The following is a 19,381-nucleotide window of genomic DNA, read 5'->3' as shown; positions in this document are numbered from 1 at the left end:
AGGCACTGACACGGCATGTGCCTGCGTTCTGCTTGTTCCTATCTGCAAGAACTTCCATGCAAGATCACGTCGGCTGGGCCGACGGACGTCTCAGGAGACCGCATGAGAAAGCAAACCAGGGCCCGACGACGGTGGCTCGGCCTCGCGCTGGTGGTGAGCGTGGTGCTGGGCCTGCTGCCAGTCGGCATCGCGGCCGCGGCCAACAGCGTGACGATCTTCTACCGGCCGCCAGCGGCGTGGACCTCGACCGTCAACATCCACTACGCGCCGAACGGGGCTGGGTGGACCGCCGTGCCGGGCGTCGCGATGGACGCGGCGTGCACCGGCTGGCGGAAGAAGACCATCGACCTGGGTGACGCGACCGGGCTGCAGGTGGTGTTCAACAACGGCGCGGGTGTGTGGGACAACAACAACGGCGCCAACTACCGCCTGGGCACCGGCGTGGTGACGGTATCCGGCGGAAGCACCGGCACCGGTGACCCGTGTTCGAGCGGAACCCCCTCTCCCCAGCCGAGCGGGGCCAGCGCCGAGATCTACTACCACACCGCCACGCGCGGATGGGCCGCGGCGAACATCCACTACCAGCCGGCAGGCGGCGCCTGGACGGCCGTTCCCGGGGTGGCGATGGACGCCGCGTGTGCTGGCTGGACGCGCAAGGTCGTCAACCTCGGTACCGCGGCCACCCTCAAGGCGGCGTTCAACAACAACGCTGGCCAGTGGGACAACAACAACGGCGCGGACTACACGATCGGCACGGGCATCAGCACGGTCAAGGGCGGCGTGGTGACGGCCAACGCCACCGATCCGTGCGGGCCGCCGCCCCCGGTGGACACCGAGCCGCCCTCGACGCCGGCGAATCTGACCGCGACGGCCAGCGGGTTGCGGATTACCCTGTCCTGGTCGGCGTCCACGGACCAGCGCGGTGTCACCGGCTACGAAATCACCCGCACCGGGGGGGCGACCGGCACGGTCACCCTCACGACCCCCGAGACCGGATACATCGAGAACCGGCTCGCGGCCAGCACGCGGTACACCTACACGGTCAAGGCGTTCGACGCGGCCGGCAACAAGTCGCCGGCCAGCCAGCCCGCCTCGGCCACCACCGGTGAGGCGCCACCTGAGCCGGCGGGCGGGACGCCGTTGGGTGGCGATCCGCGCGAAGACACCATCTACTTCGTCATGACCGCCCGCTTCTACGACGGTGACACCTCCAACAACCGGGGCGGCAGCCAGCACGAGCGTTCCGGCAACGCAGCCAACAACGACCCCATGTTCCGCGGTGACTTCCAGGGCTTGATCGACAAGCTCGACTACATCAAGGGGCTGGGGTTCTCCGCCATCTGGATCACGCCGGTGGTGCTGAACCGCTCCGACTACGACTTCCACGGCTACCACGGTTGGGACTTCTACCGAGTCGACACACGGCTGGAAACGCCTGGGGCCAGCTACCAGGACCTGATCAACAAGGCGCACGCCAAGGGCATCAAGATCTTCCAGGACGTGGTGTACAACCACAGCTCCCGGTGGGGCGCCAAGGACCTGTTCACCCCGACCGTTTACGGGGTGCGGGACGAGCAGTGGAAGTGGATGTACAGCGAGAAGCGATCCGGTGCCGAGTACGACCCGATGGTCGAGCACCAGGGCAACGACCCCAACATGACCGCCGCGCAGAACGCGATGGCCAAGGGGCGTGCCTACAACGGCGACATCTGGTCCACCGCCGCACCGTCGGGTAACAAATGCCTGCGGTGGGGCACGCCCAGCGGCTACTTCAGCCCCGAGGGCTACACCATCTACAACTGCCAGTGGCCGGCGCCCACCAACGGTCTGTTCCCCGCCGACCTGTACCACCAGTGCTGGATCGGCAACTGGGAAGGAGAGGACTCGCGCAGTTGCTGGCTGCATGAGGACCTGGCCGACTTCAACACCGAGAACGCGACCGTTCAGCAGTACCTCATCGACGCCTACAACCGGTACATCGACATGGGCGTGGACGGCTTCCGGATCGACACCGCCGTGCACATCCCGCGGGTCACCTGGAACCGGCGTTTCCTGCCCGCCATCCAGCAGCACGCGGTCGCCAAGCACGGCGAGAAAGGCAAGGACTTCTACGTCTTCGGCGAGGTCGCCGCGTTCATCAACGACAAGTGGAACCGTGGGTCGGTCAACCACTCCGCCCAGTTCTTCACCTGGAAGGAACGGCGCGAGTACAGCCCCGACGACGTCCGCGCGGCCATCGAGCAGTACGACTACGAGCAGCTGCTCGGCCCGGCCGGCCAGCCGACCAGCGACAACGCGTTCCTGAACGGCAACACCTACCACACTCCCGACCACTCGAAGTTCTCCGGCATGAACGTCATCGACATGCGCATGCACATGAACTTCGGCGACGCCAACAACGCCTTCTGGAACGGCAAAGACTCCGACGACAGCTACAACGACGCCACCTACAACGTCGTCTACGTCGACAGCCACGACTACGGGCCGAACAAGTCCCAGAACCGGTACGCCGGCGGCACCGAGGCATGGGCAGAGAACATGAGCCTGATGTGGACCTTCCGCGGCATCCCTACGCTCTACTACGGCTCGGAGATCGAGTTCCAGAAGGGCGCCCGCATCGACTGCGGCCCCACCTGCCCGCTGGCCACCACCGGCCGCGCCTACTACGGCGACCACGTGACCGGCACGGTCACCGCGTCCGACTTCGGTGTGGTCTCCAACGCCAGCGGCCCGGTCGCTGCCACGCTCGACAAACCCCTGGTTAAGCATGTGCAGCGGCTCAACCAGATCCGCCGGGCCATCCCCGCTCTGCAAAAGGGCCAATACTCCACGCAGGGCATCAGCGGCAACCAGATGGCCTACAAGCGGCGCTACACCGCTGGCGGCGTGGACAGCTTCGCGCTGATCACCGTTTCCGGCAGCGCCACCTTCACCAGCATCCCCAACGGTCGGTACGTCGACGCAGTTACCGGCGATGTCCAAACCGTCACCAACGGCACCCTCACCGCCGGCGTCACCGGCAAGGGCAACCTGCGCGTCTACGTGCTCGACCTGCCCGGCAACCCCGCACCCGGCAAGGTCGGCGCGACCGGCCCCTACCTGAAGTAGATCCCAATTCGCCACGTACCGGTGCGATGCTCACCGCGTCGCACCGGTACGTGCCGTGTCCTGGTCAACATGCTGGCCTCAGACGCCTATGTCCGCGATCGCCGACCATGTGGGAACACCGGACCAGGCCATAAGGCCGAGCCTGGAAGGCGAAGGCGCACGGGATCGGCGGCTACGCCACCAACAGCTGCTTAACCGCACCGGTGGAGGAGCGGACCACGAGCTCGGGGCGGAAGACGTACTCGGAGCGGTGGGTGCCGTGCCCGTTGATCTCGTCGATCAGGGCGCGCACCGCCGCGACGGCCATGGCGGTCACCGGCTGCCGCACGGTGGTCAGCGGCGGATCGGTGAACGCGATCAGCGGTGAGTCGTCGTACCCGACCACCGACACGTCGTCCGGGATGGACAGTCCACGCTGGCGGGCGGCCCGGATCGCGCCGAGGGCCATCAGGTCCGAGCCGCACACGATGCCGGTCACGCCGCGGGTGTGGTCGCCGCCGCCTTGGCTCTGTCGCTCGCCACCACCGGCTGCGGTGGTGGCGGTGACGAGCCGGCCGCGTCCGACTCGCCCGCCGCGAAGGCGGCCGGTGGCCGGTTGGTGATCTGGGCAGACACCAAGCGCACCGCCGCCCTCAAGCCGTTCGCCGACCGGTTCGGCCAGGAGAACGGCGTCACCGTCGAGGTGCAGGAGATCGCCGACGAGCAGCAGACCACGTTCGTGACCGCCTCCCAGCAGGGCAGCGGGCCGGACGTGATGGTCGGCGCGCACGACTGGATCGGCAACCTGGTGCAGAACGGCGCCATCGACCCGGTGCAGCTGTCCGCGGAGCAGAAGGCCGGCTTCGCGGAGATCGCCCTCAAGGCGGTCACGTTCAACGGCCAGGTGTACGGCGTGCCGTACGCGATGGAGAACGTCGCGCTGATCCGCAACACCGATCTCGCGCCGCAGGCTCCGGCCACTGTGGAGGACCTCGTCGCGACCGGCAAGCGGCTCAAGGCCGAGAAGAAGGCCAGCGAGATCCTCTGCCTGCAGGTCGGGCAGAGCGGCGACGCCTACCACCTGTACCCGCTCTACGCCTCGGCCGGCGGCTACCTGTTCGGCACCGGCGCGAACGGCGACTACGACCCCAAGGACCTGGGCGTGGGCACACCCGCCTCGGTAGCGGCTTTCGAGAAGATCCGCGCACTCGGGGAGAAGGGGGAGGGCGCCCTCAAGCGGTCGATCGGCGGCGAGAACTCGATCGCCACGTTCACCGCCAAGAAGTGCGCCTTCCTGGTCTCCGGTCCCTGGGCGATCACGGACGTGAAGAAGGCCGGCCTCGCGTACGACATCTCGCCGGTGCCCGGGTTCGCCGGCGGCAAGCCGGCCACCCCGTTCGTCGGCGTACAGGCCTTCTACGTGGCGGCCAAGGGCAAGAACAAGGCGCTCGCGCAGGAGTTCGTGGCGAACTACCTGACCGTGCCCGACCTGGCCGTCGCGCTCTACAAGGCCGAACCCCGGCCGCCCGCGCTGACCGCCGCGTTCGACCAGGTCAAGGCCGAGGACGCGGACCTGGACAAGTTCCAGGCCGCCGGCAGGGATGGCGCGGTGCTGCCGGCGATCCCGGAGATGGCCGCGATCTGGGATCCCTTCGGCAAGGCGGAGGCGGCGATCATCGGCGGCGCCGACGTCGCCACGACGGTGAACGCCGCCGCCAAGACGATCTCCGGGCAGATCAAGTAGATGGCGACACAGCTCACGAGTGCGGGGCCCGGTCGCCGGGCCCCGCACGGCGGCCGGCACCGCACCGAGCCGTACATCGTCCGCGACTCCGCACCGGTAACGCTCACCGGCCTGACCGCGAAGGTGGTGCTGCTGGGCCTCGCCGCGGGCATCGCGGTCTGGGCCGCGTTTCCGCTGGTGGAGGCGCGTGCCTGGGCCGGGCTGGCGATCCTCGCCGGCACCACCGCCGCGATCTTCTACCTCTACCTGACCCGCCGGCACGTCCCGGCCAAGTACCTCGTCCCGGGCACGCTGCTGCTCATCGCGTTCCAGATCTTCCCGATCCTCTACACCGCGAGCACCGCGTTCACCAACTTCGGCGACGGCCACCGAGGGAACAAGGCCGAGGCCATCGTGGCGATCCAGACCGCCTCGGTCACCCAGGTGCCCGGCTCCACCGAGTACGCCCTCGCGGTCGCCACCACCGGCGACCCGGCGACCGGGCCGCTGGTCTTCCTCGTCACCGACCCCGCCACCCGCGCGGTGTACGCCGGTAACGCCGCCGGGCTGCGCGCACTGCCGGAAGGTGAGGTGACCGTCAACTCCGCCGGGAAGGTGACCGCCGCGCGCGGGTACACCGTCCTTGACGCCGGGCAGGCCAGCGCACGCAGCGCCGAGATCACCGCGTTCGCGGTGCCGACGCCGGGTGGCGCGATCCGCTCGTCCGGGCTGTCCCGCGCCTACGAGGGCAAGGCCACCCGGGAGTACGCCGAGGCCTGCGACTGCGTGCGGGACACCGCGACCGGCCGCACCTGGACGGCCGACGAGGGCGCCGGCGCGTTCGTCGCCGCCGACGGCGAGCGGCTCGCGCAGGGCTGGAAGGTCGGCGTCGGACTGGCGAACTTCTCCCGCGTGCTGACCGACTCGACGATCTCCGGCCCCTTCCTGCGCACCCTGCTGTGGAACGTCGCGTTCGCGGTCGGCTCGGTCGCGGCCACCTTCGCGCTCGGCCTGCTCTGCGCGCTGGCGCTGCACACCCCGCGGATGCGCGGCCGCGCTCTGTACCGGGTACTGCTGATCTTGCCGTACGCGATGCCGTCGTTCGCGATGCTGCTGGTCTGGCGGGATCTGTTCAACACCGACTTCGGGCTGGTCAACCGGCTGTTCGGGCTCGATGTCGACTGGCTCGGCGGCGTGTGGTCGGCGCGGCTCGCGGTCGTGCTGGTGCAGATGTGGCTCGGTTTCCCGTACATGTTCCTGGTCGCCACCGGCGCGCTGCAGGCGATACCGAGGGAGCTGACCGAGGCGTCCACGGTGGACGGCGCCGGGCCGTGGCAGTCGTTTCGGCGGGTGACGTTGCCGCTGCTGATGGTGGCGCTGACCCCGCTGCTCATCTCGTCGTTCGCGTTCAACTTCAACAACTTCAACGCGGTCTACCTCACCACCGAGGGCGGCCCGTTTCCCGCCGACAACCCCACCGCCGGGGCGACCGACCTGCTGATCACGTACACGTTCCGGCTCGCCTTCGGTGCCGCCGGCGCGCAGTACGGGTTCGCGGCCGCCATCTCCGTGTTCATCTTCGCGATCGTCGCGCTGCTGTCGGCGGTCAGCTTCCGGCGCACCCGCCGCCAGGAGGAGCTCTACGCATGAGAACCGTTCCGCTGCGCCACGCGGTCGCGGCCGGCGCCGTCGCGTTCGCGCTCTTCCCGATCCTGTTCGTGCTGTCGGCGGCGCTCAACCCGCGCGGCACGCTGTCGTCGACCGAGCTGCTGCCGACCGGGCTCTCCCTGGAGAACTTCGACCGGCTGCTGTCCGAGACGAGGTTCGCGAGCTGGTTCGCCAACACGATGCTGATCGCCGGTCTCGCCTCGGCGGCCGCGGTCTTCCTCGGCGCGCTGGCCGCGTACGCGTTCAGCCGGATGCGCTTCCGCGGCCGCCGCACCGGGCTGCTGGCACTGCTGCTGATCCAGATGTTCCCGCAGTTCCTCGCGATCGTGACCATCTTCCTGATGTTCAGCACGGTCACCGAGCTGTGGCCGGCGGTCGGCTTCAACACCCCGTGGGGCCTCGTGCTGCTGTACCTCGGCGGCGCGCTCGGCGTGAACACCTGGCTGATGAAGGGCTTCCTCGACACGCTGCCCCGCGAGCTGGACGAGTCGGCCACCATCGACGGCGCCACGCACGCCCAGGTCTTCTTCCAGATCATCCTGCCGCTGGTGGCACCGATCCTCGCGGTCACCGGGCTGCTGGTGTTCATCGCGACCGTCAACGAGTTCCTCATCGCGAACGTGTTCCTCACCGACACCGGCTCCAAGACCCTCTCCGTCGGCATGTACGGGCTCATCTCCGGCGAGCGGAACAACAACTTCGGCGTCTTCTGCGCCGGCACGCTGCTGACCGCCGTACCGACGGTGCTCGTGTTCCAGTTCCTCCAGCGCTACATCGTCTCGGGCCTGACCGCCGGAGCAGTGAAGGGATAGCCACGTGCCACACCACGACGGGACCATGGTGTCCACGCTGACCCCGGCCCTCGGCGAGACCGTGACCGTCTTCGTACGGGTGCCCGCGGGCGCGCCCGCGCGGCGGGTCCACGTGCGGTACACACCGGACGGCGAGCCGCACTTCGCGCCCGCGGTCGTCGACCGCACCACGCCGGACGCGACCTGGTGGCGGGCCGAGGTGCTCGTGCGCAACCCGGTCACCAACTACCGCTTCCTCGTCGACGACCGCTGGCTGAACGGGCTCGGCGTCACCGGCCACGACGTCCCGGACGACCTGGACTTCCGGCTCGTCGCGTACGACCCGCCGCCGGCGTGGTCCCGTGACGCCGTGGTGTACCAGATCTTCCCGGACCGGTTCGCCCGCTCCGGGCGGGACCTGCCACCGGCGCCGGACTGGGCGGTGCCCTGCGACTGGGACACGCCGGTCGACACCGGGCAGGCGCTCGTGCAGCGGCAGTGGTACGGCGGCGACCTGGACGGGATCGCGGGGCGGCTGGACCACCTGGAACGGCTCGGCGTCAACACCGTCTACCTGACGCCGATTTTCCCGGCCCGCTCCAACCACCGCTACGACGCGGCCGCGTTCGACCGCGTCGACCCGCTGCTCGGCGGCGACGCGGCGCTGGCCCGGCTCGCCGGCGCGGTACACACCCGCGGGTGGCGGATCGTCGGCGACGTCACCACCAACCACACCGGCGACGCGCACCCGTGGTTCACCGCCGCCGTGTCCGATGTGGACGCGGCCGAGCGGGCGATGTACTACTTCCACGCATCCGGCGACTACGAGTCGTGGATGGGGGTGAAGACGCTGCCGAAGCTCAACTGGGCCTCGCCCGTGCTGCGGGAGCGGCTCGCCGAGGTGGTGCGGGCGTGGCGGCGGCCGCCGTACGGGCTGGACGGCTGGCGGGTCGACGTGGCCAACATGACCGGGCGGTGCGGCGCCGACGCGTACACCCACAAGGTCGCCGCGTTTCTGCGGGCGGCGGCCGGCGACGGGCTCTTCGTCGCCGAGCACGCGCACGACCACACCGGCGACCTGGACCGCGACGGCTGGCAGGGCACGATGAACTACGCTGGCTTTCTGCGCCCACTTTGGACCTGGCTGCGCGGCGACGACCTCGATCTGCCGCACTTCCTCGGCGTGCCGGGCGGTGTGCCTCGCCGGGACGGGGTGGCCGCGCTGGCCACGATGCGGGCCTTCGCCGCGCGGGTGTCGTGGCGCGCGCTGACCCACTCGTGGACGCTGCTCGGCTCGCACGACACCGCCCGCATCCGCACCGTGGTCGGCGACCCGTATCGGCAGGAGGTCGCGGCCGGGCTGCTGATGACGATGCCGGGCACGCCGATGGTCTTCGCCGGCGACGAGATCGGGCTGCGCGGCGTCGACGGCGAGGACTCCCGTACGCCGATGCCGTGGCACCGGGCGGACGGCTGGGACCACGCCACGTTCGCGCGGTACCGGGCGCTCGTCGCGCTGCGCCGCGACACGCCCGCGCTGCGGCACGGCGGCCTGCGGTGGGTGCACGCGGACGCCGACGCGCTCGCCTTCGTCCGCGAGACCGAGCGCGAGAGCGTGCTGGTGCTCGCCCGGCGCGCCACCGGCACGCCGGTCCAGCTCACCGGCGTGCCGGGCGGGTCGAACGTGTACGGCGGCGCCGCCGACCTGCGCCCGGACACCACCGGCACGGTCACACTGCCGGCGGACGGCCCGAGCTTCCAAGTCTGGCATCACAGCCATGAGCGGTGAGGCTCAACCGATGCAGAAGCCAGATGCCACCGGCATGCGAATCCGGGTCCTAGGTCCGCTTTCGCTCACCAACCACGACACATCGATAACCCCGACAGCACCCAAGCCACGCTCGGTACTGGCCCTGCTCCTGATACACGCTGGCCACGCCGTATCCGCGGCCGCGCTCTTCTACGAGCTGTGGGGCGACGAGCCGCCCCACAGCGCCGCTACCACCCTGCAAACGTATGTCCTGCATCTACGCAGACTGCTCAGCACCGGACTCGGCACCGATCCGGCTACCATCGCTACCACCGTCCTGATGACCACACCCGGCGGCTACCTGCTCAACCCAGCAACCGACGATTTCGACCTCCACCGTTACCAGCGTCTGACCACAGCAGGCAGACAGGCCCTGGCGTACGGCGACAACACACGCGCCGCTGACCTACTGCAAGACGCGCAAAGCCAATGGAGTGGTCCAGCATTCACGGGCGTCCACGCCGGAGCGTTGCTAAGGCCACAGATCAAACGCCTGGAAGAGTCCCGACTCACCACCATCGAGCAAAGCATCGAGGCACGCCTGCGGCTCGGACGCCACCAAGAGGTCCTGCCCGAACTCGCCGGCATGCTCGCCGAGCATCCCCACCACGAGAACCTCCACGCGCAGCTCATGATCGCCCTGCACCGCAGCGGCCGCAGACACGACGCCCTGCAAGCATTCCAACGGCTGCGTGCCGCCTTGACCACCGAGTTGGGCCTCGAGCCTTGCCTGCGACTGCGCATGCTCCATCAGGCCATCCTCGCCGACGATCCGGCGCTGCAGGTACCACCCCGCGACGACGGCCTGGCCCAGACCATCGACAACCTCGCCGTCCGATAGCGAATCCAGCCGCAGATCCGGCAAACGGTGACCGTCACCGACGGGCGTAAACCTCAGCCGCGACGTCAAGCCTCAGCAGACACCCCGGGCAGCGCGGCGGCGGTCGGCTCGAACGCCGCCGCGACCGCGACCGCTTCCATCCCCCGTACGCAGGCCTCCATCCGCGCTGGCGACACATACTCGGTGTCGCCGAAGACACTGATATCCACCACACCGTCGGCCGGATTGATGAACACGAACAGCCGCTCGCTGGGCTCATCCCCCTTGGACTCCCAACGGAAAGTGGTCTGCGGCAACGCGGCCAACACCTCCCGCTCGACCGGGACCCGCACACCGACCGACGGATCCCGATCGAGCAGACGCCGATCGCTGTAGAAGCAACCAAGGTCAAGTTCCTCGCCGCGCTCGCGGCCAACCCGCTCCACCAACTCTTCCATCTGCTCAGGGTCGTAGTAGGCATGCTTGTACGCGGCCATCGCACGCCGCCGCACGCGCGACAACGCGTCATCGAGGCTCAGACCGGCAAGGTCGACCGCACACAGGCCAGTCTGGGCAACCTGGCTCACCGACTCACCCAACCCGGGCCGAAAGCGGTTGTTCACCACCACCCGTGTCACCACCGCATCCTTACCCGTCGCCCGCGCCCACGCCGTCACGAACACCCCTAGCAACAGCGGTGACGTATCCGACCTCATCCGCGCCGCTAACACGATCAACGCTTCGTACATCGCTCGCGAGGTCAACCGCGCCGACCAGTGACGCGGTCGCTGAGCCGCACCACCATCGGCGAGCAGCCCGACCGGCATGCTGCGAAGGACCCGCTCCCAATACCGCAACGCTGCGGCACACTGCCGCCGCCCAGCCGGCGACCGCTGCCACCGGGCCTGCTGCATCGGCTGCATCGCGGTCAACGACACCCCCGCCGAACCGGGGTCCGAACCACGCTCGGACAGCTCCCGCCACATCACCAAAGCGCCGAAGCCATCCGTCACCAAATGGCACATCACCATCACCCGGTGAACTACCAGGCCGCGATGACGCACGACCGCAGCCCGTACCGGCCACTCATTGACGAAGTCATATGCGCTGTCCCAAAACCGCCGCCGCACCAACTCGGCGACCTGCGCCGGATCCCCGTCATCGCGAACATCAACGACCTCCAACGCGACCTCACCCCGCCGGGACACCACCTGCCGGGTACGACCATCCGATTCGAACCGCAACCGCGTCCTCATCGGCTGATACCGGCCCAACGCGAACCGCAACTCGGCAACCACCTCGGCCACGGTCGTACCAGGTGCCACCGGCAACGCGTAACCCACGGGCATCCACGTGCCCCGCCGCCGCATGCCACCCCACAGCTCCATCTGGCCCCAGGAGAGCTCCTCCACACCCTCGCCTTCGCCCTCGAACGGCACCATAATGCGCGAACTTGCCTGAACGTCACCAGAGAAATGCGGCAGCACGACACGATCGTCCACCAACCGCCTCGACACGCGGCCACAAGACGGCACAACTGCCGCTTGAGCCTGCCTAGACGCCAGCGGCGGGTCGTCGTTACCGTTGTCCCCGTCCGGCGCGCAGCGGGTACCCGGCTCGGCAGCCAAGAACCCGTGATCGAAGCGCCGTCGTAGCCGCGGCTGACCTTGAGGACGGTCTGGTTACCGCGCACCCTTTGGAAGTCGACCACCAGCGCACCGGCCGGGCCTGTCAACACTCCGAAACCTTCTCCGGCAGCGGCGAAATGGCCTGGCTGCGGCCTTCGACTTGGCGGACCTGTTCGCGCAGCGTGTTGTGCAACTGGTTGAGGGTGCCGTCGCGGGTCCAGACAGTGAAGTAGTGCTTGACCAGTGCCGCGGGAAATTCGGCCGGTAGCGAACCCCACTGGCATCCGGTACGAACCAGGTACCGGATCGCATCAACGATGCACCGGCGCGGGTAGGACACCGGCCGACCGCCGCGACCCGGTACGGTCCCACCGAAGTGCACCAACGGCCGAAGGAGCTGCCACTCGAGTGTCCGTTGCGGCCGACGGGTACATGCGTAGCCCGCAGGTGGGCAGATACTCGCCGGGGCTGGGCACCGCGGGTGTGCCCTGCCCGATCAGGACCTGAATACTCAACGACGGATCTTCGAGTCCGGAGCAGCGGCTTGGTCGCTACCGTTCCTACTCGAAGACCCTCTTTCGGCTCCAGCCCGACACGCCGACCCACTAGTCGACGTATCGATGATCACACCCGCCTCCGTCACCCGAAATCGGCAACCTCCTACCAGGCTCTGAGGCCGCCGCCGCGACCCCGGCCCGTGCTGCCTCGAGTGCCACCCATGGCTAGGAAGTGCCAACTAGGGCTGGTAGTCACATCAGTCATTGGCCCAGATGGAGCACACCCTCGACGTAGTTGGGGTTGGAGGGGGTGTTGTGGCCGTGGAAGCTGGGCAGCTGCTCCAGCGTCACCCGCCCGCTGCCGTCTGCGGGCAGCCACACCGCCTCGGCGGGGTTGGTGTCCTGGGTCGCGGTGACCGTGGTGACGCCGCCCGGCTCGGCCCGTAGCAGCCGGTGCAGGTGCTCCTCGCGGGTGGAGCTGGCCAGCCAGAACAGCACCGGATAGCGAGGCCCGCTGTCGGTGTTGAACCGGCGGTAGCCGTCGAGCTTGCCGACGACGCGGGTCAGCGGTTCGGTACCGGTATCGGCCTCCAGCCAGAACCCGGCCATCTGCCCGCCTCGGCTCCACAGCCCGTGCCCGTCGGGGTTGATGGCCGCCTTGCTGCTCTTGAACTGCGTGGCCTGCTGCTCCGACCACCACCGGACGAGGTCCGCTCCGTCGTGTCGGCGGGCGTGCTCGCCGAGGCGGACGAAGAACTCGTTGACGATGAGCAGGTGGTGCAGACGCGGATTGGCTGACAAACGCGAGATGCGCTGACTGGCCGCTCGTGCGCTGGGTTCGGGCTCGCCGCGTGATGCGGCCTGGAACCGTTGCCCCGCATGGCCGAGCACCCAGTGATACGGGTCGGTGCCTCCGCCGGTACGGGCGAACCGGAACCGGTCCACCAGCTCAAGCGCCAGCAGTTCGGCGAGCCGGTGCCGGGCGGTACGCGGGGCGTGGAAGAACAGGCGGGTGATGTGGTCGGTGGTCAGCACCTGGTGGTGGTCGAGCAGGGTCATGAGCTGACGGTCACGGCTGGTGATGTGTGGGTAGATGGCCAGCAGGCCGTGAGAGGACCGCGTATGCGGCATAGATGTCACCCCTGTGTGGAGAAGAGGAATCCCTATAGGGAGTCTGGATTAGTTGATCTTTCTTGCGGCCCTGACAGATCCGGCGTTTGCCCTGGCCAGGCACCTGACAGACCGCCTGCGGCGGGGTCCGTTGGGGGCTCCGATCGAAGACATCCCCAACGGAGCCCCCCACGCAGCCGCCCTGGGCAGCCCCAACGGCCCGAGACAGATCCGGTCAGTCGGTGCCGCTCATGCGCCTTCGCATCGCCTCGCGGGCCACCCGCTGCATCGGCGGCTCCTGCCCATCGACGGCGTGCGCGGCGGCGATCTCCTGCCGCAGCGCCGTTGCCTCACCGACGATCGGCGCGGGCGGGTTGGTGACGAACGTGAACGCGGCCATCTCCCGGTTGCCGACCAGCAGCCTTGCTGCGGCGGTGAACACGTCCAGGTGCCCGAGGTCGTGATCGTCGAGTTCCGGCTTGGTGTGCCGGGCCATCTCCCGGGCGTCGCCCGGGTCGATGTTGAACACGATCTTGGAGCGGGCGTTGGCCGACATCGCCGCCGCCGTCTCCTTGGGCAGCTGAGCCAGATCCTGATGCGCCAGCACCATCCCCAGCCGGTAGCCCCGGGCTTCGGCGAGCATGTCGTCTACCGAGCCGGGCAGCGTAAGGAAGTTGTGGGCCTCGTCAACGTAAAGACAGGCGTCTTTGCGCTGGTCTTCGGGGATCGCGGCCCGTGCGATGGCGGCCTGCCACACCCGGGCGACGATCAGCGAGCCCAGGATGCGGCTGGTCTCCTCGCCGAGCTGGCCTTTGGGCAGCCGGCACAACAAGACACCGCCGTTGAGGATGTCGCCCATCTTGAACGAGCTGGTCGCGTTGCCGATCACGGACTTGACGAAGTCGCGCAACAGGAACTGCCGCAACCGCGCGAGGACGGGTGCGATGACCTGGCCCCGGAAGTTCTCGTTGATCGAGTCGTACCAGGTCCAGAACCCGGCCAGGCCGTCCGGGTCGTCCAGGCCCACCGTGTAGCGGCCCCGGAAGGTCCGGTCCGACAGCAGCGGTGGCACCAGGCTCAGCGTCGAGCCCGCGTGGCGCATCAGGGTCAGGCAGGCCACTCGCAGGGTGTCGTCCATACGCGGACCCCACTGCTTGGCGAAGATCTTGGCGAAGATCCCGACGAGGTTGTCGACGGCCAGATGCGGATCGTTGGTGTCTTCGAGGGGGTTGAAGTGGCCCGGGTTGGGCTGGTCCGGATCGATGAGCACGATCTTCTTAGCGAGGGACGCCGGTAGCCGGTCGAGGATGTCGGTGATCAGGTCACCGCGCGGGTCGATGACCACCGTCCCGCGCCCGGCTTTGATGTCGGCGACGATCATGTTCAGCAACAGGGTGCTCTTGCCGACGCCGGTCTTGCCGATGACGTGCATGTGCTGGCGGGCGTCGACCACGTTCAGCCCGACCGAGTGCCCGCCGATCTGCGAGCGGCCCAGCATCTTCACGCCTCGGCCGCCGGAGGGGATCTGCACCGGGGCCGGCATCGCCTTGGCGCGAGCCCGGTCTAGGCCCGGCACCGCCAAGTCCTGCGGCAAAGCGGCCAACGCGGCGAGCTCCGGCACGGTGGCCAGGAACCCGCGCCGCAGCCTCCGACCTGCGATCGTCGCGACCGGTTGTGGCATCTTCATCCTGCGCAGCCGGTTCGGGCCGGTGTACGCCGCGGCGGCCGAGGCGATCGTGTGCCCGAGCCCGACGAGACGCTCGCGGATCTGCCGTGCCTTCTGCTTGTCCGGCACGGTTTTGGCCGCCTCGGCGGCGACGGCGAACCGGATCGCGATCTCGAAGTGCGGCACGGTGATCGCCTTGTCCACGATCTGGCGGGCGTCGGCGGTGGCCACCGGATCGCGGTCACCGGCCCGTACCGGCGTACGCGCCGGTGTCCGGCGTGACGTGCCTGGCGTGAACGCGTCCAGGACCCAGATCAGCGGCTCGGTGAGCAGCCGGGCGACCCCGGAAACGGCACGGGCGGCCACATCGGGCCGCCCGTGAGGGTGCGTACTCGTTGCCGCCGCCGTGCGTCTGGCGGCGCGGACCCGGCGGGGTGGTGCCGGTCGGGCCAGGATCTGCACGCACGCGTACTCGCGGTCGCGGACCTCGGCCCCGGCCGACAGCAGCGCCCGCAACGGGTCGGCGTCGTACTCGGTGCGCAGCGGCAGCGCGTCGGCCGACTGCGGCCAGTGCGCCCCGCCGACCTGCTCTACCACCGTCGCCGGGATCGGTGGTGCGGCGTCGGCGATGGTGAGGGTCGCGGCGGGCCAGGCCGCCCGGATCGCGGCCTCGATTGCGCCGGGCGGCACCGTGCCGGGCACCCAGACCCGGATCGTCAGCGTGCGGCCGGTCCAGGTGTACTCCCAGCCGATGTGCGGCATGCCGTAGATCCGCCGCCGCCACACCGAAGGGGTCAGGACGCCCATGACGGTGGTCCAGAACGCCTGCGCCGACTCCGGCGTGACTTCCGGCGGCGCGGCGACCGTCAGCCACCGCGCCCCGGTCGCGTAGCGAGTGTGCCGCCAGGCGAGCACCTTGTCCCGCGCGGCGACACCGCCGATGATGAGGACCGGGATGGAGAACGCCAGCCACGGCCGGGCCGCGAGCCACGACCACATACCGCTGAGCCGGGTCACGAGGTCGGTGTTCATTGGGCCTCACCGATCCCAGTGACGGCGATCTTGTGCTCTGCCGCCGACCCGACGCTCCTAAATGGAATTCGGCTTCTTCCGGCGATGAGCAGTCCCTCGCCGCGGGGCGCCGCAAGTAGGAGCCGTGCCTCGCCTGCGGTCAGCGAGAACGCCTCGCGGACCTTGTCGATGGCCTGGGTGGACTGGTGCATCAGCACCTGGGTCGCGGCGTTGGAGACCACGGCCATGCCGAGGTCGGTGGACAGCACGTCGGCCGCGTCCTGGGTGACGACGCACAGCCCGGCTGACCGCTTGCGCGCCGCCTTGGCCATGCGGAACAGGAACCTCGCGCCTTCGCCGTCGCGCATCAGCAGCCACGCCTCGTCCACCACGACGAGGTGCCGTCGCCGGCGTACGCCGGTGGACGGAGTGTCGATGCCCGACCAGATCGAGTCGAGGGCGAGAAGCGTGCCGACCGTACGTAGCTCGTCGGGCAGGTGCCGCAGCGACCAGACGACCAGGTGCCCTTCGGGGCTGGTGGTCGTCGGCCCGTCGAACAGGCTGGAGAAGTTGCCCGTGGTCCACGGGGCCAGCCGGGCGGCCAGCTGCTCGGCGGCCGGGTCCTCGTCGGCGGTCAGCGTGTCGGCGAGGTCCCGCAGCAGCGGGGCTGGACGCGACCAGGTGGCCGGGTCGCCGTTGATCCCGGCCGCCGCGTACGTGGCCGTGATCGCCCGGTCCAGCGCCGCGCGCTCGGATGGCGGTGGCGGTGCGCCGAGCATGACCGAGATCAGCGTGTGCAGGTACAGCCCGCGCCGGGTCAGCGTGTCGGCCCGGTTGTCGTGTGGAAGGTCCAGCGGGTTGATGCGTACGCCGGGCAGGCCGAGCTGCACGACGGTCCCGCCGACGTGCTCGGCGAGGGGCGCGTACTCGTCCTCCGGGTCGATGATCGACACGGCGGTGCCCTGGTACAGGTTCCGCAAGGTCTCCAGCTTGACGAAGTACGACTTGCCCGCACCCGACTGAGCCAGGACCACCGAATTGTGGTTGTCCTGCCGCCACCGGTCCCACAGCAGCACGCCGTTGCTAGTGGTGTTCAGCCCGTACAGCACCCCGTCCGGCGGCGCGACGACACCGGGTGCCGGTGCGGCAAGGTCCGCCGAGGCAAGCGGGAACGCGGCGGCGAGGGCGTTGGTATCGAGGATGCGGCGCATCCGCAGCGGGTCCACGCCGATCGGCAGCGTCGCCACCCAGCCCTGCTGGTGGCGGAACGTGGTCGGCTGCAGGTCCAGCAAGACGCTGGCGGCGGCCGACTTGACGCCCGCGGTGACCGCGCGCAGCTCGTCGAGGTCTCGGGCGTGGATGGTGACGTAGATCCCGACGTCGAACAGCCGAGCCGCGCCCCTCGCGACACGTTCGGCGAGGTCGGCGGCGTCGGCCGCCGCCGCCTCGGTCATCGGGTCGCCGAGCTTCCCCTGGTCGGAGTCCAGCCGCCGCGACGACTCCAACCGCGCCCGCTGCCGTTTGAGCATTGGTGCGGCCAGTTGCGCGGCGACGGGGTCGATGTGCACGGCCACGTCCACCCGCCCGGGGTAGGACAGCAGCGGGTCCAGCCACGCCGGGCCGACCTCAGCCGGGTACCCGGTGACGGCGAAGGTCGCGGCGTAGCCGTCGCCGACCTGCACGTGCCATGGGGTGACCGACAAAGCGGCCGGGGAGGGCATGCCCTCCCCGGCCGCAACCGTCTTCTTCTTGGTATTCAACAGCTTCACGTTGTGCTCCGTAGGGTGATCGGGGCGCCCGGGACCGCTCGCGGTCCTGGCACCGGGGGATTGAAAGGATCGGCGGCATTGGCCAGCGCCGCCGAGACGGCCGGGCCGTCCAAGGCGCTCGCTTCGACACCGAGGCCCGTCAGGGCGCGTACGGCGGTGTCGGCGACCTGCTCGCCGGTGATGACCGCCAACACCTGACGCCGCAGCGGATCGCGCTCCTCGTCCAGATCCAGGAGGAACTCGGCATAGTCCTCGGCCGCCGCCGTGAGGGCCGGATGCGGCAGGCGCGGCGCGTGGTCGACCATCGCCTGCGCGTGCGCGGTCAGGTCGTGACGCTGAGCGGCCACGACAATCTGCGCCGGGCCGGTCAGCGAGTTGAGGAACCGGCCGAACCCGTCCAGCAGCGCGCCCTGCTCGCCGCCGGTACGCAGGTGGATATTCGTTGTCCCGCAGGCGATTAGCACCCGGTGCTTGCCTTCGGAGGTGACCACCCCGCTCGGGCTGACCGCCGTGACCGGCGAGCGCAGCGGCGCCGGGACGCTCGTCTTGCCGGCCACCGCGGCGACCGAAGTCGCCCGAGCGCTGCCCGGGGTGAGCTGGCGCGGGCTTCGCGACAGCGTGAACCCATGCTTGAGCCACACATCCAGGGGCAGGCCGTCGCGCCGCCCGAGGGCGACGACGATCGCGATGGAGAACACGATGATCCCGGCGACGATCCAGGCCGCCGCGGGCAGCAGCGGCCCGAAGGTCCGGTACGCGCCGAACCCGAGCAGTCCGACGCCACCGACGATGGCCAGTTGCCGGAACGTCAACCCGAACGCGATGCGGTCCGGGGCGTTGACGTCGGCCGGTACGACGGCGCGCGGGGTGGTGTCTTCGTCGTGGGTCATCGCCCACCTCGCACCGTGCGCCCGAACGGGATCTTGCGGGTGATCGACTGGATCAGCACCGCCCGCACGAGGACGCCGCCCATGCTCGGGCCGCCCTTGCGGGTCACGTACCGGCGCATCATCCCGGGGATCTTGATCGTGACCCAGAGCAGGACCGCGACCAGCATCAGATTGACAATGTCGGAGCCGGGCAGGCCGATCAGGATCGGCAAGCTGCTCGTGGGATCGATCATCAGCTGCACGCCGGTGGAGAAGGCGATGGCCTGCAGCGTCGGAGTGGCCAGGCAGCCCAGCAGGGTCCGCCACCACAGCTGCGCCGCCTCCTGGGTCCATGGGGTGGCATAGCAGGCCATCGCGACCGGGGCGATCCCGGCCAGGATCACCAGCACGCCGACCCGGACGATCCAGCTGCCGAACAGCGTGAACATCAGCCCAACGATGAGCAGGCCGATGATCAGTGCCACGAGGGCGGTGCCGGGGTCGGTCAGCGCGGCGGTCACGTGCGCGCGGGTCATGTTGACCGCCTCGGTCGTCGGGGCGGCCGTGCCGACCATCGACACCGTCAGAGCGTTGGCGATCTCGATCAGCGCCGCCGTCAGCGCGACGGCGAAGTTGCTCGCGACCAGCCCGACGATGAGGCGGGGCACCAGTTCCTTGATGCCGTAGCGCATCTCGACCGAGCCGCCGACCATCGTGGCGATGCCCACGGCGATGATGGCGAGGATGAAGCAGGCGTTGACGACGTGCGCGCTCTTGGTCGCGATCGTCTGGACCTGCGGCAGGACGGTGATGTCCGGCGACAGAAACATCGATGAGGTCAGGTAGGCGAGGAGCCCGCCGAGCAGGTCTTGCAACCGCTCGGCGAGCCAGTCCACCAACCCATTCATCAGCCAGTTGACCATGATGGGTGT

13 protein-coding genes and 1 pseudogene are annotated in these 19,381 nt (G+C 69.4%); 6 read left to right on the top strand and 8 right to left on the bottom strand.

Annotated features, from left to right (window positions below; all coding sequences use genetic code 11):
• Positions 1-102 precede the first annotated feature (102 nt).
• A complete protein-coding gene (locus Cba03nite_RS11215) occupies positions 103-3,108 on the top strand; it encodes a carbohydrate binding domain-containing protein (protein ID WP_203744951.1) in 3,006 nt (1,001 codons plus the stop codon).
• Between the two features lie 172 nt (positions 3,109-3,280).
• On the opposite strand, the pseudogene Cba03nite_RS11210 reads toward Cba03nite_RS11215, so the two are convergent.
• Positions 3,281-3,592, bottom strand: a pseudogene (locus Cba03nite_RS11210) (substrate-binding domain-containing protein); the annotation flags it as partial.
• Between the two features lie 18 nt (positions 3,593-3,610).
• On the opposite strand from Cba03nite_RS11210, the gene Cba03nite_RS11205 reads away from it, so the two are divergent.
• From Cba03nite_RS11205 to Cba03nite_RS11185, 5 genes are read left to right on the top strand one after another with little or no spacing between them, the layout of a single operon-like run.
• Entirely contained in the window at positions 3,611-4,831 is a 1,221-nt protein-coding gene (locus Cba03nite_RS11205; RefSeq protein ID WP_239125646.1) for a sugar ABC transporter substrate-binding protein, read from the top strand.
• Complete coding sequence (locus tag Cba03nite_RS11200) at positions 4,832-6,460, top strand: ABC transporter permease subunit (protein WP_203744947.1); 1,629 nt, start codon at positions 4,832-4,834, stop codon at positions 6,458-6,460.
• Complete coding sequence (locus Cba03nite_RS11195; RefSeq protein ID WP_203744945.1) at positions 6,457-7,290, top strand: sugar ABC transporter permease; 834 nt, start codon at positions 6,457-6,459, stop codon at positions 7,288-7,290. The genes Cba03nite_RS11200 and Cba03nite_RS11195 overlap by 4 nt, the downstream gene beginning before the upstream one ends.
• 4 nt (positions 7,291-7,294) lie before the next feature.
• On the top strand, positions 7,295-9,058 hold the full coding sequence (locus tag Cba03nite_RS11190) for a glycoside hydrolase family 13 protein (RefSeq protein WP_308442751.1): 1,764 nt from the start codon (positions 7,295-7,297) through the stop codon (positions 9,056-9,058).
• Positions 9,048-9,920, top strand: coding sequence for an AfsR/SARP family transcriptional regulator (locus Cba03nite_RS11185; RefSeq protein WP_203744942.1), 873 nt, complete (start codon positions 9,048-9,050; stop codon positions 9,918-9,920). Before Cba03nite_RS11190 ends, Cba03nite_RS11185 begins: the two co-directional genes overlap by 11 nt.
• A gap of 65 nt (positions 9,921-9,985) precedes the next feature.
• Here the strand turns inward: Cba03nite_RS11185 and Cba03nite_RS11180 are convergent, their stop codons facing one another.
• The 7 genes from Cba03nite_RS11180 to Cba03nite_RS11150 all read right to left on the bottom strand — a co-directional run bounded on the left by Cba03nite_RS11180 (position 9,986) and on the right by Cba03nite_RS11150 (position 19,357).
• Positions 9,986-11,386 carry a condensation domain-containing protein gene (locus tag Cba03nite_RS11180; RefSeq protein ID WP_203744941.1) on the bottom strand — a complete coding sequence of 467 codons (1,401 nt, stop codon included), beginning with the start codon at positions 11,384-11,386 and terminating at the stop codon, positions 9,986-9,988.
• 244 nt (positions 11,387-11,630) lie between these two features.
• A complete protein-coding gene (locus Cba03nite_RS11175; protein ID WP_275411577.1) occupies positions 11,631-11,984 on the bottom strand; it encodes a transposase in 354 nt (117 codons plus the stop codon).
• A 301-nt stretch (positions 11,985-12,285) separates the two neighbouring features.
• Positions 12,286-13,083 (bottom strand): replication-relaxation family protein, encoded by a 798-nt coding sequence (locus tag Cba03nite_RS11170; protein ID WP_239125645.1) that lies wholly within the window; start codon positions 13,081-13,083, stop codon positions 12,286-12,288.
• Positions 13,084-13,369: 286 nt separating this feature from the next.
• Entirely contained in the window at positions 13,370-15,832 is a 2,463-nt protein-coding gene (locus Cba03nite_RS11165; RefSeq protein WP_239125644.1) for a type IV secretory system conjugative DNA transfer family protein, read from the bottom strand.
• Positions 15,829-17,532, bottom strand: a complete 1,704-nt coding sequence (locus Cba03nite_RS11160; RefSeq protein WP_203745407.1) for a VirB4 family type IV secretion system protein — start codon at positions 17,530-17,532, stop codon at positions 15,829-15,831. Before Cba03nite_RS11160 ends, Cba03nite_RS11165 begins: the two co-directional genes overlap by 4 nt.
• A 44-nt stretch (positions 17,533-17,576) precedes the next feature.
• Positions 17,577-18,470 (bottom strand): PrgI family protein, encoded by an 894-nt coding sequence (locus tag Cba03nite_RS11155; protein WP_203744935.1) that lies wholly within the window; start codon positions 18,468-18,470, stop codon positions 17,577-17,579.
• The gene (locus Cba03nite_RS11150) at positions 18,467-19,357 is read right to left on the bottom strand and encodes a hypothetical protein (protein WP_239125643.1); all 891 of its coding nucleotides are present in this window, start codon (positions 19,355-19,357) and stop codon (positions 18,467-18,469) included. Before Cba03nite_RS11150 ends, Cba03nite_RS11155 begins: the two co-directional genes overlap by 4 nt.
• Positions 19,358-19,381: the final 24 nt, after the last annotated feature.

The organism is Catellatospora bangladeshensis, assembly GCF_016862575.1.
GTDB classification, from domain to species: domain Bacteria; phylum Actinomycetota; class Actinomycetes; order Mycobacteriales; family Micromonosporaceae; genus Catellatospora; species Catellatospora bangladeshensis.
This window is presented reverse-complemented; position numbering and strand designations above follow the sequence as displayed.

Excerpts from the sequence above, each read along its gene's own strand:
- Cba03nite_RS11215 (WP_203744951.1), top strand. The coding sequence starts at position 103 with ATGAGAAAGCAAACCAGGGCCCGACGACGGTGGCTCGGCCTCGCGCTG.
- Cba03nite_RS11200 (WP_203744947.1), top strand. The coding sequence starts at position 4,832 with ATGGCGACACAGCTCACGAGTGCGGGGCCCGGTCGCCGGGCCCCGCAC.
- Cba03nite_RS11195 (WP_203744945.1), top strand. The coding sequence starts at position 6,457 with ATGAGAACCGTTCCGCTGCGCCACGCGGTCGCGGCCGGCGCCGTCGCG.
- Cba03nite_RS11185 (WP_203744942.1), top strand. The coding sequence starts at position 9,048 with ATGAGCGGTGAGGCTCAACCGATGCAGAAGCCAGATGCCACCGGCATG.
- Cba03nite_RS11170 (WP_239125645.1), bottom strand. The coding sequence starts at position 13,083 with ATGACCCTGCTCGACCACCACCAGGTGCTGACCACCGACCACATCACC.
- Cba03nite_RS11165 (WP_239125644.1), bottom strand. The coding sequence starts at position 15,832 with ATGAACACCGACCTCGTGACCCGGCTCAGCGGTATGTGGTCGTGGCTC.
- Cba03nite_RS11160 (WP_203745407.1), bottom strand. The coding sequence starts at position 17,532 with ATGCCCTCCCCGGCCGCTTTGTCGGTCACCCCATGGCACGTGCAGGTC.
- Cba03nite_RS11155 (WP_203744935.1), bottom strand. The coding sequence starts at position 18,470 with ATGACCCACGACGAAGACACCACCCCGCGCGCCGTCGTACCGGCCGAC.
- Cba03nite_RS11150 (WP_239125643.1), bottom strand. The coding sequence starts at position 19,357 with ATGAATGGGTTGGTGGACTGGCTCGCCGAGCGGTTGCAAGACCTGCTC.